The organism is Nitratireductor soli (assembly GCF_001050155.1).
GTDB classification, from domain to species: Bacteria; Pseudomonadota; Alphaproteobacteria; order Rhizobiales; family Rhizobiaceae; genus Nitratireductor; species Nitratireductor soli.
In genome coordinates this window covers 186,438-198,938 of the sequence record NZ_LFVY01000002.1, presented here as the reverse complement: position 1 = coordinate 198,938, position 12,501 = coordinate 186,438, and the positions used below count along the sequence as shown (strand labels likewise).

Below are 12,501 nucleotides of genomic sequence, written 5' to 3'. Positions count from 1 at the left end.
TTTCCTCTCAGAACCGGTCGGGCCGGAATGGACCGATGTCGATCGACGGCGCCTGCCCGAGTACCAGATCGCCGACCAGTCGCGCCGTGGCGGCCGACTGCGTCAGGCCCAGATGTCCGTGACCGAAGGCATAGACAATGCGCGGGCTGGCCGGGGCGCGGCCGATCACCGGCAGGGAATCGGGCATGGAGGGGCGCGACCCCATCCATTCGATGCCGCCCTCGCGTTTCAGGCCGGGCATGAAGGCGGCTGCCTTGTCGAGCATGTGGCGCGCCCGCTTGAAGTTCACCGGCGCCTCGAAGCGCGCCAGTTCCGAGGCCCCGCCGACGCGGATGCCGGTGTCGAGCGGCGTGACGACAAAGCCATGCGCGGCGAAGATGAGCTGCCGCTTCAGGTCGAACGCGCCGGGCGGCAAGGTGGTGTTGTAGCCGCGCTCCGGCGTCACCGGCATGCGGTCGCCCAGCGAAGCGGCCAGGGTCTTCGACCAGGGGCCGGCGGCGAGCACCACATGGCCGGCACGCAGCGCCTTCCCGTCTTCCAGAACCAGTTCGACGCCACCATTCTGCGGCGCGAGCCGCGTGACGGCTCCCTGCAGCACCCGCGCGCCGTGCGCCTCGGCAGCCCTGAGCAGCGCCAGCGCATAGTCGCGCGGATCGCTGACGGTCTGCCATTGCGGCAGGAAAACGCCGCGGACCAGGCGCGGCGAAAGTCCGGGCTGCAACTCGGCAAGCCGGTCGTCCGCCACATGCTCCACCGTGATGCCGGCGGCCTCGCAGCGCTGCCAGCCGGGCAGCGAGGCGCGCCATTCGGCCTCGCTCTCATAGAGTTCCAAGGCCCCGTCGGCGCGCACCATGCCGCCGATGCCGGCCTCGTAGACCAGCGCGGCCGTCTCGCGTTCCGACAGGCGGTTGAGCGCGGCCAGCGCAGCGGTGCTCGCCTCCACGCGGCCGGACATGGATGCGCGGAAGAAACGCAGGAGCCAGGGCAGCACGGCGGCGAACTCGGCCGGCGGGATGGCCAGCGGACCGAGCGGGTCGACCAGCCATTTCGGCGCCTTGAGCAGGATGCCCGGCGAGGCGAGCGGCTGGATGGCCGGAAAGGCGAAGGCGCCGGCATTGCCACGGCTGGCCGCGTTTGCCGGCTCATCGCGCTCGATCAGGACGACCTGCCGCCCGGCAGCCGCCAGGCGAAAGGCGCAGGCGATGCCGATAATGCCGCCGCCGACGATGGCGACATCGACCTGATCCTCCGCCCCGGCCTTGGCCATCCTCATCCCTCCATCATTCTCAAGGCTGGGTGTAGGCGGTCTTGACCGTCGTGTAGAATTCGACGGCGTAGCGTCCCTGCTCGCGCGAGCCGAAGCTCGACGCCTTCGTGCCGCCGAACGGCACGTTGTAATCGACGCCCGCGGTCGGCAGATTGACCATCACCATGCCCGCCTGCGATTTCGCCTTGAAGTCGCTGGCATGTTTCAGCGAGGTGGTGCAGATGCCCGATGAGAGGCCGAACTCGGTGTCGTTGGCCACCGCCAGCGCCTCGTCATAATCCTTGACCCGCACGACGCTCGCCACCGGGCCGAAGACTTCCTCGCGGTTGATGCGCATGTCGTTCGCCGTCTCGGTGAACAGAGCCGGCGCCATGTAGAAGCCCGGCTTGTCCAGCGTCAACCGATCGCCGCCGAAAGCCAGCTTGCCGCCCTCCTGTCCGGCGATCTCGACATAGGCGAGGTTCTGCTCAAGCTGCTTCTCATCGACCACCGGGCCCATTTGCGTCTTCGGGTCGAGCGCGTCGCCAACCACCAGCGCCTGCAGCTTTTCCGTCAATGCGGACACAAAGCGGTCGTGGATGTTCTCTCCCACCACCAGGCGGCTGGACGCCGTGCAGCGCTGGCCGGTGGAGAAGAACGCGCCGTTCAGCGCCGCGCCGACGGCCACATCGAGATCGGCGTCGTCGAGCACGACGAGCGGGTTCTTGCCGCCCATTTCGAGCTGTACCTTCTTCAGGTGCTGGCCGCAGGCAGCGGCAATGCCGCGCCCGGTCGGCACGGAGCCGGTGAAGGAGATGGCCCTGACCTTCGGATTCTCGATCATGCGTGGGCCGAGTTCCGAGCCGCGCCCGCCGACGAGGTTGAACACGCCGCGGGGCAGGCCCGAGCGCGACAGGATTTCGGCCAGCGCCCAGGCGCAGCCCGGCACCAGTTCGGCGGGCTTCAGCACCACCGTGTTGCCATAGGCCAGCGCCGGCGCCACCTTCCAGGCGGGAATGGCGATCGGAAAGTTCCATGGGGTGATCAGGCCGATGACGCCGACCGGCTCGCGGCGCATGTCGACCTCGACGCCGGGCCGTATCGACGACAGGCGCTCGCCGGGCAGTCGGACCGCCTCGCCGGCGAAGAACTTGAAGATCTGGCCGGCGCGCATCGCCTCGCCGATGCCCTCGGCCAGCGTCTTGCCTTCCTCGCGCGACAGGAGGCGGCCAAGCTCGTCCTTGCGGGCGAGGATTTCCGTGCCCACCGCGTCGAGTATGTCGAAACGCTGCTGCGGCGTCGACGACGCCCAGCCTGGCGCCGCCGCATGGGCGGCGTCGATGGCGCGGTCCAGGTCGGCCGCACCGGAGCGCGCCGCCTGGCCGATCACGTCACGCGTGTCGGAAGGGTTGACGTTCTCGACCCGGCTGTCGCCGCCGATCCATTCGCCTTCCATGTAATTGTCGAACCGCATCGAACCCGTTTCGCCTGACGCCATCTGTCGAACACTCCCGCTTGTTTGGATTTGCAGCTTGTCGTAGCGCAGGACGACCGGCCAGTCATGCGATGCTTCGTCATGCTGGCCTGCCGTTTGCGCATGAAGCTCAGGCGGCGAGCCTGGTCACGTCCGGCAGGGCCGGGCGCGTGGCGATGGCGTGGCGAATGATCGCCTCCGCCCGTTTGCGGTTGTCGCCCGACAGCGGCATGCGCGGCATGCGTACGCGCTCATTGGTGTTGATCTCCAGCGCCTCGGCCAGCTTGATGTTCTGCACCAGATAGGTGGAGACATCGAGGTCGAGCATCGGACGGAACCAGCGATAGATGGCACGCGCCTCGTCCACGCGTCCGGCCCTGGCCAGGCGATAGATCGCCACGGTTTCGCGCGGGAAAGCGACGACCAGGCCGGCCACCCAGCCGACCGCGCCCATGGCCAGCGCCTCGAGCGCCAGGTTGTCGACGCCGGTGAACACATCGAAACGGTCGCCGAAATGACTGAGCAGCTCGGTCGTGCGGCGAATGTCGTCGGAGGATTCCTTGACCGCGACGAAGCGCTTGTCGCCGGCCAGCTTCTCCATGATGTCGATGGTCACGTCAACGCGGTAGGCGACGCGGTTCGAATAGATCATCACCGGCAGGTCGCCGGCCGCCGCGACAGCGCCAAGCGTCGCGGCCGTCTCTTCGGGATTGGTGTGGTAGATCGGGCTCGGCACGACCATCAAGCCATCGGCGCCCGCCTTGGCGGCCTTCTGCGCCATGGCCGCCGCATCGCGCGTCGCAGCTTCCGAAACGGTCATCAGGACCGGCTTGCCGGCGGCGACGGAGCGCGCCGTCTTCAGCACCTGAAGGCGCTCCTCCTGCGACAGCATGGATCCCTCACCCAGCGAGCCGCAGACGATCAAGCCATCGCAGCCGGCGTCCATCTGCAGGGCGAAGCAGCGCGCCATCTCGTTGTGATCGAGGTCGTCATTGTGGGTGAACTTGGTCGTCACCGCCGGGAAAACACCGTTCCACATGGTCGAAACTCCTCTCCGGAACTCTCGCGGCGATCCATGCCGGGATCGCTGCAGCGAACATAAGCGCAAACCACGGTTTCCGGAGCCGGGATCCGCGCCATCCGGTTTTCTCTTTAACTTGAATTGGATCCAATATACAATAGCCAAAATGAAGCAAGGAAGCGCTTCAGACGATTTCGCCTGAACGCGATTTGCGTTAACAGGCGGCTTTGACAGGCGACGCACGAAGGTGGAATGCAATGAAACTCGAGACAGTCGACGTCAGACAATCCGCCTCGGCGGCCGATCTGGTTTTCGAGGCGTTGCGCAAGGCGATCGTCGAAGGCGCGCTGGCCGGTGGCGAGCATCTGCGCCAGGATCGCATCGCCCAGATGTTCAACACCAGCCGCATTCCCGTGCGCGAGGCGCTGAAGCGGCTCGAGCAGGATGGGCTGGTGACGAACGAGCGCTACAAGGGCACGGTGGTGGCCGAACTTTCGACAATGGAAGTGGAGGAAATCTTCGAGTTCCGCGCCCTCATCGAAAGTGAGATGATCCGCCTGGCGGTGCCACGCCTCGACGCGGCTCGGCTCAGCGAGGCGCGTGGCCATCTGGAGGATTTTGCCGGGGAAGCCGACCCATCGCTGTGGGGGACGATCAACCGCAATTTCCACTACAGTCTCTATGCGGCGGCCGAACGCCCCTACCATCTGCAAATCGTCCACTCGTCGCTCGACCGGGTGGACCGCTACCTGCGGGCCCAGCTGACGCTGACCGACGGCATGCGCCAGGCGCGACATGAGCACCAGGCGATCTTCGACGCCTGCGCGCGCGGCGACGCGGACGAGGCCGCCAGCCTCACCCGCGCCCATATTCTCGACGCCAGCCGGTCGCTGATCGCCTTCCTGGAGAAAAGGCGGCGCTGACGCGCCGCCTTCATTCGACGCCTAAGGTCAGCGTTTCATGGAAACGCTGAACCGGTCTATCTCATTGCCCTTCGCATTTATGCGGACGTCAGGTGATTCCACCTGGCAGTTCAAATGCCATAGCCGATCGGCACAAGCCGCTCAGCAGGTGCCGGGGCGCATCACGCGATAGCCCTCGGCGCGCGCCGTGCAGGCATTGCCGAAGGTGCGCACACTGCCGCCGCGGCGCGCACAGACCGGGCTGTACTCGCGCGTGCAGAATTGCGGCCTCTCAGGCCGGTCCGGGCGGCCTGGACGATCCGGACGGCCGGGCCGATCCGGACGATCCGACTGCGCCCGGCATTGGCCGGGGTGCAGGATGCGGGCTCCCGAGGCGCGCGCCGTACAGGCATTCGGGAAGGTGTGCTCCCGGCGACCGTCGCGGGCGCAGACCGGCGCGTATTGCTGGGTGCACATCTGCGGACGATCGGGACGCGGCGGACGTGGTCGGTCGGGCCCTTCGTCCACCACCACCGTACAACTGGCCAAGATCACCGCGGCGGCAAACAGCGCGCCGAGGCGAGACAACAAGGTCGAAACAAGCACAGGAAAACCCTCTCTCAAATCATGGCGGCATCCCGCCTTTTCATCCCGAGAGGGAGATTATCCTATTTTTCACCTGTCGCCAGCCAATTGCGCGACCCGAGCGGCCCGTTTCGTCGATATAATTCGCCGGCTACCCATTCATTGTGCCCCGACAGGACCCGACAAGCATCCGCACAGTGGCAAAACGCCTTTGCCCGAAGCCGATGCGCGGCCGCGCAACCGGCTATTGGGAAGCAGGCATGCAATTGGCGTCGATCGGTCCCTTTCCATCGCAACTGGGATCGCCGAGCTGACCAAGCGTCGCCGGCGGCAACGGCGCCGCCGAAGGCGCCCGCGACCATGGATTGGCACATCCGGCAAGCGACAGGGTCAACGGGACGAGCAGGGCTCCGCAAAACAGAGACCGCAACGAGTGTTTTGAGAACATGGTTCTTCCTCAAGCCAGCCGCGCAGCGCGCGACTCAAGCCCCCGCTTCAAGCAACGGCACTACCTAAGGTTGTTCATTGTGTCAATTTCTGGAAAGCAGGTCGCTCGTCCACCATTCTTTTCCTGCCAGGCGCCGATCGAGCGACGGGTCTTGAACCCGGCCAGGCCGTCGGCGCCGCCGACATCGTGGCCTAGACGCTCCAGCCCGCGCTGCAGGGCGGCCACATCGGCACGGTCGAAACCGGACACGCGCTGCCAGGCGCCGGCGAATTCGGCATTGCCATACATGATGCGGTCGCCCGCATGGCCGACGAACAGCGCGTAGAGGTCGCTCTCATTGTAGTCCTTCAGCCGGTAGAAATTCGGCGTGACGATGAAAGCCGGGCCGTAACGTCCGGCGGGCATCATCAAGAAGCCCTCACCGCGCAGCTCATGGGCGGGAAACGCCTTGCCGCCGATGCGGCGAATGCCGAGCGCCTGCCAGTCGGCGATCCGCCGGCCGCGATCCGGTCCTTCGAGCGCGCAGGACACGCTGTCGGGCACCGTCACCTCGAACCCCCAATCGCGGCCCTTCACCCAGCCATGCTGGACCAGATAGTTGGCGATCGAGGCCAGCGTGTCGGCTTCCGAGTTCCAGATGTCGGCACGCCCGTCGCCATCGCCATCGACGGCATACTTCAGATAGGAGGTCGGCATGAATTGCGGCTGGCCCATGGCGCCGGCCCATGAAGAGCGCATGGCACGCGGACCGACGCCACGCTTCTCGACCATTTCCAGCGCCGCCAGAACCTCCTGGCGGAACATCTCCTTGCGGGTGGCGAGAAATGCCTTGGTGCCCAGAACCTCGAACGCATCGTAGGGGATCCTGGCGCTGCCGAAACCCGATTCACGACCCCAGATGGCCAGCAGGATGCCACGCGACACGCCATAGCGCCGTTCGATGGCGCCAAGCACGCCATCCAGCCTACCGGCCCGTGCGCGGCCGCCCGAGACCACCCCGCCAATGTGCTGGAAGTAGGCGGCCGGCGCGCGGAATTCCGCCTGATGCTGGGCCGAGCCGCGCGGCTTGCTTTCGCCCGGCAGGATCAGATCGGGCAGTTTCAGGTTCGGCGTGACGCCGGCGAAGGCGGCCTTGAACGTCGCCGGCGAAATCCCGCGCCGCTGCGCCTCGGGCCAGAGATCGTTGGTGAGCCATGTCTGGAACTGCCGGTCGACGGATTGCGCCGCCGCGGCGCCGGCGATCACGCTGGCGATCAAGACAAACATCACACGGAAAAGTTGCGACGGCTTCACGGCGTATCTCCCTCAAAGGCGCGGCGGTGCGCCCTATCGCATCGGCCCGAAGATCGGAATCGATTTTCGGAAAGCCGATGCGTAGATTCAAAATTTCAGAGCGTCCTTGTGTAGCGTCCAAATGGACGCACGGCGCTCTAAAACGTCGTGCGCGATCTGAGCGCGGCCGACAGCGTCCCCTCGTCGAGATAGTCGAGTTCCCCACCCACCGGAACGCCATGGGCAAGCCGGGTCACCTTGACGCCGAGACCGGACACCTGGTCGGTGATGTAGTGCGCCGTCGTCTGCCCCTCGACCGTCGCGTTGACCGCCAGGATCAGTTCGGTAATCCCGCCGGCGGCAACGCGGCTCACCAGACCCTTGATGTTCAGATCGTCGGGCCCGACGCCGTCGAGCGGCGACAGCGTGCCGCCGAGCACGTGATAGCGCGCGTTCATCGCCGCGGCGCGTTCGAGCGCCCACAAATCGGCGACATCCTCGACGACGATCAGCGTGGTGTCCTCTCGGCGCGGGTCGGTGCAGATGGTGCAGGGATCGCTGGTGTCGACATTGCCGCAATTTGAGCAGATGCGCACCCGGTCGAGCGCCTCGGCCATGGCGGCGGACAGCGGCGCGAAAAGCTGCTCCTTCTTCTTGATCAGATGCAGCGCCGCACGGCGTGCCGAGCGGGGTCCGAGCCCGGGCACGCGAGCCAGGAGCTGGATCAGGCGTTCGATTTCAGGGCCGGCGATGGATTTGGACATTAGCCGCTAAAGGCCCTCAACTTAAATCCGGTCGTTGTTCTTTGAGGTGATTGAAATTCACCGCATCGAAATCCCTCTGCATCGCAGCCAGGTACAGACCAAGATCTGAGGTTATCAGCATCAAGTCCCTTTCTCTCTCCAAAGCCTTAAGGATTGCAGCATCCGTCAACCCCAACCGGGCGTAATCCGGCTGTTCGACCGCGCTCCTGCTGGGCACGGAGAACTCAAAAAACTCTAAAGTCATCCGTTTCAAAACTTCAGAGAAGCGATCCCGGACCGGCAAAGCGAAATGCCTGATCAAATTTGACGTTTCGGTAGCGATGTTCGGCAGTATTGATAGCTGTGCTGCATCTCTCACGATCTTCTGGAGCAATTCGAAGTCCGTCACGTCGAATGCCCTGAGCCGCTTGTGGCTGGAAATATAATTCTCCCCAGCATTTCCCACACACAACAGCACCAGCAAATTCGAATCTACAAGTAGTTTTCGACCGCGCAACAGCGGCAACACTAAGCAGCGTCCTTAAGGATACGATCCTTAACAGACAATAACTTTCGATCTACATCAGAAATCCGGACTGTCTTGTACCAACGTTCGCCGTATGAAGAGAACATCGCACTGACAAACTTACTCTCCGAACGAGCGGATCGAGACCATGGGCGCCGAAATCCTATGGTGATGTTCCAAATAGCTTCTGCCGGATCAAACTCAACCTCTTCCAATCCGATTTCGTCGATACCTTCATCGGCGTAGAGATCAAGTATAACTGTTTTGGCCTCAACAACGGCCTGCTTCATTTCCATGACGGCTTCTCGCTCATAATAAGAATGATAGCATATTTCATTCTAGAACGGCAATTTCATGCCCGGCGGAATCGGCAGGCCGGCCGTCATCTCCTGGGTCTTCTGCTGCATGATCGCCTCGACCTTGGCCTTGGCGTCATTGTGGGCGGCGAGAATCAGGTCTTCCAGGATCTCCACATCGTCCTCCTTGAAGAGCGAGGGATCGATGTCGAGCTTCTTCATTTCGAACTTGCCCGACAGGATCACCTTGACGGCGCCGCCGGCGGCCTGGCCCTCGGCTTCCATCTGGGCAATTTCTTCCTGCATTGCCTGGAACTTGGCCTGCATTTCCTTTGCCTTGCCCATCAGGCCCATGAGATCGCGCATGGTGGTCTCCAATCTTCTCAGAAATCGTCGTCTTCGTCCGGTTCCAGTTCGGCAACCGGTTCGGTGTCTTCCACTGCAGCGTCGGGAATGCGCACGTCGATGATGCGCGCGCCGGGGAACTTCTGCAGGATCGCCGCCACCGCGGGATCGGCCCTGGCGTCGGCCATGACGCTCTGCCGGCGGCCCTCCTCTTCCTCCGAAAGGGTAGGGTCGCCCTGTTCGCTCGACAGCGAAACGATCCAGCGGCGGCCGGTCCAGTCCTTCAGCCGGCTGGTCAGGTCGCCGAGCAGGGTCTTCGGCGCGCCTTCGGCCAGATTGAGCGAAAGCCGCCCCGGCTCGATCTGCACGAGCCGCACATAGCGCCTGAACAGAACCTTGAAGGCCATGTCCCGGTTGGCGTCGGCCAAATCGGCAATGTCCTGCAACGAGGCGAGCGGCATCGTGTCGGCCGGCTGCTCCTGCATTGTGGGCGGGATCGGCGCGGGCGCTTCCTCCTCGGCAAAGGCCGGCTGGACGAGCCGCATGGCCTGTCCGCCGCCCGATACCGGCATGCGCTGCGCGGAGACGGCGCCGGTCATCGCGGCATCGCCGCCATGGCTTCCCCCGTTGCCCCCGCCATTGCCAACCGGGGCGGACGGCGCGGGGCCGGACGAATGCCCGTTGCCGCTACCGGCAGGCCGGTCTTCGATCGTCTTCAGCGCCTCGTCGAGCGTCGGCAGATTGGCCGCGTGGGCGATGCGGATCAGCACCATTTCGCCGGCGGCCATCGGCCGGCCAGACGACTGCACTTCCTGGATGCCCTTCAGCAGCATCTGCCAGGCGCGCGACAGGACGCGAACGGAAAGCGCTCTGGAAAACTCAAGCCCGCGCACGCGTTCGTCTTCGGAAAGTGCTGCGTCCTCGCCGGCTTCGGGCACGAAGCGCAGCCGGGTCACCAGATGGTTGAACTCGGCCAGGTCGTTGAGCACCGTCGCCGGATCGGCGCCGACATCGTATTGCGCGCGGAACTCGGCCAGCGCGGCCGCCACGTCGCCCTTCATCAGGTGCTCGAACAGGTCGATGACGCGCGAGCGGTCGGCCAGCCCCAGCATGTCGCGCACGGTGCCGGCCGTCACCTTGCCGGACGAATGGGCGATCGCCTGGTCGAAGATCGACTGTGCGTCGCGCATCGAGCCTTCGGCGGCCCGGGCGATCATCGCCAGCGCATCGTCCTCGGCCTCGACATCTTCCAGCCCGCCGATGCGCGCCAGGTCCGTCTTGATAACGGCGGCATCGATGCGGCGCAGGTCGAAACGCTGGCAGCGCGACAGGATGGTGATCGGCACCTTGCGGATCTCGGTGGTGGCGAAGATGAACTTCACATGCGGCGGCGGTTCCTCGAGCGTCTTCAACAGGCCGTTGAAGGCCTGGTTGGAGAGCATGTGGACCTCGTCGATGATGTAGACCTTGTAGCGCGCCGAGACCGGGGCGTAGCGCACCTGCTCGATGATCTCGCGGATGTCGTCGATGCCGGTGTGCGAGGCCGCGTCCATCTCGATGACATCGACATGGCGGCCTTCGAGGATGGCGCGGCAGTGCTCGCCCTCCTGCGAAAGCTCCACCGTCGGCTGGTCGATCGCGTCGGTCTTGTAGTTCAGCGCGCGCGCCAGGATGCGCGCTGTGGTCGTCTTGCCGACCCCGCGCACGCCGGTCAGCATCCATGCCTGGGCGATGCGGCCCGCGGCGAACGCATTGGTCAGCGTGCGGACCATCGGCTCCTGGCCGATCAGGGTCGAAAAATCGCTGGGACGGTATTTGCGTGCCAGAACCCGGTAGGCGCCGCCGGCCTTGTCGCTTGCTTTGCTGCCGGCCTCGGTCATTGGGTCGCTGCGCTCCGTTCGCTGTCCTGTGCTTGTCCAATGTCCACTTGGAGTACATTGGCCGTCAATGGACAAAATGGACAAAATGGACAAACCGGATGGCAAGGCGGGAGGCTGGCACGGCGACCCGTGCCTGGCTCGTTAGGGCTGCTTCCTTCCGGACCTGACCCGGTTGGCGAGTGGCTCGTCCACCACCAACCTCCCGGTTCCCATATCGGCAATCCTGGCGGCAAATGCAAGGGAGGAGATGCGCTTTCCCTGGTCCACGCAATCAATCGCTTGCAGGGGCGGTCGCAGCCCTCTAGCTTTTGTGGAAAGACCAAGAGGGATGCCATGCTGCCGGGCGACAAGCCAGGATTCGAGCTCGACCCGCGGCTGGAGGCCGAGAGCCTGCACGTCATGTGGCTCGGCCTGTGCGAATTGCGCATTCGCGACGACCGTCGCTGGCCGTGGCTGCTGCTCATCCCGCAACGGCCCGGCGCGGAGGAAATCCATGATCTGACGCCGCTCGACCAGGCGATGGTCAGCTTCGAGACCAACATGGTCTCGCAGGCGCTGAAGGACACGACAGGCTGCACGAAGATCAATTGCGCGGCGCTCGGCAATGTGGTGCGGCAACTGCACATTCATGTGGTGGCCCGCAACGAGGGCGACGCCGGCTGGCCCGGTCCGGTCTGGGGCCATGGCTTACGCGAGCCCTACCGGCGTGAGGATCTGCACCAGCTTGCCGAAACCATACGCGCGAAACTATGATCATGGCGGCACAACGGAACCCTCTTCATCGATGATCGCTTTTCCCCTTGATGAGCCTCGGGCCGAGGCCAGCCTGCGCGTTGCGTTCTCCGGCAACCTGATCGATCGGCAGGCCGAAACGCGCGCCGACGACGCGGCGGTGCGGGCACTTGAATGTCTCGACGCACGGCTGCTCGTGCTTGGCGAAGGCCGCATCTGCCTGCGCATCGAAGGCGAGGACGCATTCAACCCGTATTTCTCCCGCCATGACGCTGAAGCGCTCGCGGTCCGTTTCGGCGAGGCGGTCCTGCTCGGCCACGAAGGCGGTGCGCCGGTGCTGGCGGTTTCCTCGGACATCGACCCGGAGGCGCTGCCCAAGGGCATCAAGGCCATCGATTACCGCTCGGTCTACATTCAGGACCTGATCGACCGCACCGCGCTTGGCGCGCTGGCTCAGGGGGCAGCCCTTGTCGCCTGGCATCAGAACCACCGCTTCTGCGGCCGCTGCGGCGGCGAGACCGAAATGCGTGCCGGCGGCTACAAACGCGTCTGCAGAGCCTGCGGGCGCGAGCATTTTCCCCGCACAGACCCGGTCGTCATCATGCTGGCGCTCAGAGGCGACACGTGCCTGCTCGGCCGCGGGCCGCATTTCGCGCCCGGCGCCGTCTCATGCCTGGCCGGTTTCGTCGAGCCGGGCGAGACGATCGAGGCGGCGGTGCGGCGGGAGATTGCCGAAGAATCGAGCATCGCCATCGGCCAGGTCGCCTATCATGCCAGCCAGCCCTGGCCGTTTCCCTACACGCTGATGATCGGCTGCTACGCAGAGGCGACGAGCACGGCGATCGTCATCGACGAGAACGAGCTGGAGGAATGCCGCTGGTTCTCGCGCGCCGAGGTGCGCTTGATGCTGGAGGACAAGCATCCCGAAGGCTACCGCGTGCCGCCCGGCGGAGCCATCGCCAACATCCTCATCCGCGACTGGGCGTCCAGCGTTTCATAGAAACGCGGAACCTGTCTATCTCATTGTTTTT

The 12,501-nt window shown here is 64.8% G+C and carries 13 protein-coding genes and 1 other RNA gene; 3 read left to right on the top strand and 11 right to left on the bottom strand.

Annotation, left to right across the window (positions count from 1 at the left end):
• Positions 1-7 precede the first annotated feature (7 nt).
• The 3 genes from AB843_RS03355 to AB843_RS03345 form a co-directional block, all read right to left on the bottom strand.
• The gene (locus AB843_RS03355) at positions 8-1,267 is read right to left on the bottom strand and encodes an NAD(P)/FAD-dependent oxidoreductase (protein WP_048645371.1); all 1,260 of its coding nucleotides are present in this window, start codon (positions 1,265-1,267) and stop codon (positions 8-10) included.
• Positions 1,268-1,286: 19 nt separating this feature from the next.
• Positions 1,287-2,744 (bottom strand): aldehyde dehydrogenase family protein, encoded by a 1,458-nt coding sequence (locus AB843_RS03350; protein WP_206412775.1) that lies wholly within the window; start codon positions 2,742-2,744, stop codon positions 1,287-1,289.
• A gap of 106 nt (positions 2,745-2,850) precedes the next feature.
• Complete coding sequence (locus AB843_RS03345) at positions 2,851-3,759, bottom strand: dihydrodipicolinate synthase family protein (RefSeq protein WP_048645370.1); 909 nt, start codon at positions 3,757-3,759, stop codon at positions 2,851-2,853.
• Positions 3,760-3,998: 239 nt separating this feature from the next.
• On the opposite strand from AB843_RS03345, the gene AB843_RS03340 reads away from it, so the two are divergent.
• A complete protein-coding gene (locus AB843_RS03340; protein WP_048645369.1) occupies positions 3,999-4,664 on the top strand; it encodes a GntR family transcriptional regulator in 666 nt (221 codons plus the stop codon).
• Between the two features lie 141 nt (positions 4,665-4,805).
• Here the strand turns inward: AB843_RS03340 and AB843_RS24785 are convergent, their stop codons facing one another.
• The 8 genes from AB843_RS24785 to ffs all read right to left on the bottom strand — a co-directional run bounded on the left by AB843_RS24785 (position 4,806) and on the right by ffs (position 10,941).
• Positions 4,806-5,249, bottom strand: a complete 444-nt coding sequence (locus AB843_RS24785; RefSeq protein ID WP_082143632.1) for a Kazal-type serine protease inhibitor family protein — start codon at positions 5,247-5,249, stop codon at positions 4,806-4,808.
• A 487-nt stretch (positions 5,250-5,736) separates the two neighbouring features.
• Positions 5,737-6,942 carry a lytic murein transglycosylase gene (locus AB843_RS03335; RefSeq protein ID WP_048645368.1) on the bottom strand — a complete coding sequence of 402 codons (1,206 nt, stop codon included), beginning with the start codon at positions 6,940-6,942 and terminating at the stop codon, positions 5,737-5,739.
• Between the two features lie 164 nt (positions 6,943-7,106).
• Positions 7,107-7,712: a recombination mediator RecR gene (gene recR, locus AB843_RS03330; RefSeq protein ID WP_048645367.1), complete on the bottom strand. Its 606-nt coding sequence runs from the start codon at positions 7,710-7,712 to the stop codon at positions 7,107-7,109.
• A 16-nt stretch (positions 7,713-7,728) separates the two neighbouring features.
• Entirely contained in the window at positions 7,729-8,220 is a 492-nt protein-coding gene (locus AB843_RS03325) for a PIN domain-containing protein (RefSeq protein ID WP_157384411.1), read from the bottom strand.
• Entirely contained in the window at positions 8,220-8,513 is a 294-nt protein-coding gene (locus AB843_RS03320) for a hypothetical protein (protein WP_048645365.1), read from the bottom strand. Before AB843_RS03320 ends, AB843_RS03325 begins: the two co-directional genes overlap by 1 nt.
• Positions 8,514-8,555: 42 nt before the next feature.
• Complete coding sequence (locus AB843_RS03315) at positions 8,556-8,879, bottom strand: YbaB/EbfC family nucleoid-associated protein (protein WP_048645364.1); 324 nt, start codon at positions 8,877-8,879, stop codon at positions 8,556-8,558.
• 17 nt (positions 8,880-8,896) lie between these two features.
• Positions 8,897-10,738 carry a DNA polymerase III subunit gamma/tau gene (locus tag AB843_RS03310; protein ID WP_048645363.1) on the bottom strand — a complete coding sequence of 614 codons (1,842 nt, stop codon included), beginning with the start codon at positions 10,736-10,738 and terminating at the stop codon, positions 8,897-8,899.
• A gap of 106 nt (positions 10,739-10,844) precedes the next feature.
• An RNA gene (gene ffs, locus AB843_RS24780) (signal recognition particle sRNA small type) lies at positions 10,845-10,941 on the bottom strand.
• A 130-nt stretch (positions 10,942-11,071) separates the two neighbouring features.
• On the opposite strand from ffs, the gene AB843_RS03305 reads away from it, so the two are divergent.
• Both AB843_RS03305 and nudC read left to right on the top strand, forming a co-directional pair.
• Entirely contained in the window at positions 11,072-11,491 is a 420-nt protein-coding gene (locus AB843_RS03305) for an HIT family protein (protein ID WP_048645362.1), read from the top strand.
• Between the two features lie 31 nt (positions 11,492-11,522).
• Positions 11,523-12,470 carry an NAD(+) diphosphatase gene (nudC, locus tag AB843_RS03300; RefSeq protein ID WP_087587025.1) on the top strand — a complete coding sequence of 316 codons (948 nt, stop codon included), beginning with the start codon at positions 11,523-11,525 and terminating at the stop codon, positions 12,468-12,470.
• The last annotated feature ends 31 nt before the right edge of the window (positions 12,471-12,501 follow it).

Bases quoted from the DNA above. Each gene is read 5' to 3' on its own strand.
- AB843_RS03310 (WP_048645363.1), bottom strand. From the start codon at position 10,738: ATGACCGAGGCCGGCAGCAAAGCAAGCGACAAGGCCGGCGGCGCCTAC.
- AB843_RS03320 (WP_048645365.1), bottom strand. From the start codon at position 8,513: ATGGAAATGAAGCAGGCCGTTGTTGAGGCCAAAACAGTTATACTTGAT.
- recR (WP_048645367.1), bottom strand. From the start codon at position 7,712: ATGTCCAAATCCATCGCCGGCCCTGAAATCGAACGCCTGATCCAGCTC.
- AB843_RS03350 (WP_206412775.1), bottom strand. From the start codon at position 2,744: ATGGCGTCAGGCGAAACGGGTTCGATGCGGTTCGACAATTACATGGAA.
- AB843_RS03305 (WP_048645362.1), top strand. From the start codon at position 11,072: ATGCTGCCGGGCGACAAGCCAGGATTCGAGCTCGACCCGCGGCTGGAG.
- nudC (WP_087587025.1), top strand. From the start codon at position 11,523: ATGATCGCTTTTCCCCTTGATGAGCCTCGGGCCGAGGCCAGCCTGCGC.
- AB843_RS03345 (WP_048645370.1), bottom strand. From the start codon at position 3,759: ATGTGGAACGGTGTTTTCCCGGCGGTGACGACCAAGTTCACCCACAAT.
- AB843_RS03315 (WP_048645364.1), bottom strand. From the start codon at position 8,879: ATGCGCGATCTCATGGGCCTGATGGGCAAGGCAAAGGAAATGCAGGCC.
- AB843_RS03340 (WP_048645369.1), top strand. From the start codon at position 3,999: ATGAAACTCGAGACAGTCGACGTCAGACAATCCGCCTCGGCGGCCGAT.
- AB843_RS03355 (WP_048645371.1), bottom strand. From the start codon at position 1,267: ATGGCCAAGGCCGGGGCGGAGGATCAGGTCGATGTCGCCATCGTCGGC.
- AB843_RS03335 (WP_048645368.1), bottom strand. From the start codon at position 6,942: ATGTTTGTCTTGATCGCCAGCGTGATCGCCGGCGCCGCGGCGGCGCAA.